Below are 1,235 nucleotides of genomic sequence, written 5' to 3' on the forward strand. Positions count from 1 at the left end.
TTTTGAACCGCGACCGGACGGCTCGCGCCGTTCCGCTAATACGTTTAGAGGGTCCAACCGCATGGCGTCTTACGGAGCGAGTTGCAATTGAAACCACTCCACCATCGATTCGGTCGACCGACGAGCGTCTTCACCTCGAAACCCGTGGCCGGCGCCGGCGACTTCGATCAGCCGACTCATGACGTTCGCCTCCTCAAAGGCCGCATGGATCTTTCGACTGTGCTCGATCGGCACCAGATCATCCTGGTCCCCGGCGATCAACAGCGTCGGTGGATCGTCCGGGGTCACATGAACCAGCGGCGAGCCCTCTTCGGCAAGCTTCAGATCAAGATCCAAGGCCGGAAACCGAGCGTACGCCTCCAGCCGATCGGGAGCGTCTTTGACCATGATCCGCAAATCGGTCGGAGCCACAAAGGCGACGACCGCGGCGACGCGATCAGAAACCCGCTCCACCGGGTCGTTCGCCGCCGGGTCTCCTGCGTCCGACGCCGTCCCCAACATCAATGACAGATGCCCGCCGGCGCTGTAGCCATAGACGCCGAGTCGTTGCGGGTCGATCTTGAACCGATCCGCGTTCAGGCGAACGAACCGGACGCTACGACGAACGTCCGAAACCGCTTCGGGAATCGAAAACTTGGGGCTGCTTCCATGGCGAACCGCAAACACCGTGAACCCCTTGTCCGTCAACGGCTTGAACCGGCCCTGCATCTGCTCCGGCGGCTGCCAGCTGGAATACCAACCGCCACTGACCATGAACAACACCCCCGCCCCGTTGGCATTTTCCGTCGGCGTAAACACATCCATCGTCATCGCCAATCCCGACTTGTGGCCGTAGACGACGTCCGGTGTGATCGTGACTTCGGCTCGCACCGAAGTTCCCCAACAAAGGCAAATCGCCAGCCCGCAAATCAGCCAAGAGTGTCGCATCGCAGAGTCGTCCCGCGTCAGTGGTCGTGAATCAAAAGTGCCAGAAGCAACAGGTTAACGCAACCGCGGCATCCTTGCTGAGGAAGGATCAGGGAGAACGAAACAAGGTCAAAAAATGGGGTGGTCAAAAAATCCAGCCAACGGGTCACGAAATCCTCCGCCAGCCAATCAATCTTTTGACCAATCAATCTCCCAAATTTCCCTACCTTCATTTCCAGCCGACCCCCAATCGTTGAATCGGCAGCGACACGTACAGAACCCCTCTTCCCTGTTTCCTCCGGTCGAGTTGGTATTGGGCTTTAGCCCAA

Annotated in this window: 1 protein-coding gene; it reads right to left on the bottom strand. The window is 58.9% G+C overall.

All coding sequences use genetic code 11. The features are described from left to right. Positions 1–69: 69 nt before the first annotated feature. On the bottom strand, positions 70–927 hold the full coding sequence (locus tag NZK35_RS34165; protein ID WP_259637011.1) for an alpha/beta hydrolase: 858 nt from the start codon (positions 925–927) through the stop codon (positions 70–72). Positions 928–1,235 lie beyond the last annotated feature (308 nt).

Source organism: Stieleria sedimenti, assembly GCF_025060895.1.
Classification (GTDB): Bacteria; Planctomycetota; Planctomycetia; order Pirellulales; family Pirellulaceae; genus Stieleria; species Stieleria sedimenti.

Bases quoted from the DNA above. Each gene is read 5' to 3' on its own strand.
- NZK35_RS34165 (WP_259637011.1), bottom strand. From the start codon at position 927: ATGCGACACTCTTGGCTGATTTGCGGGCTGGCGATTTGCCTTTGTTGG.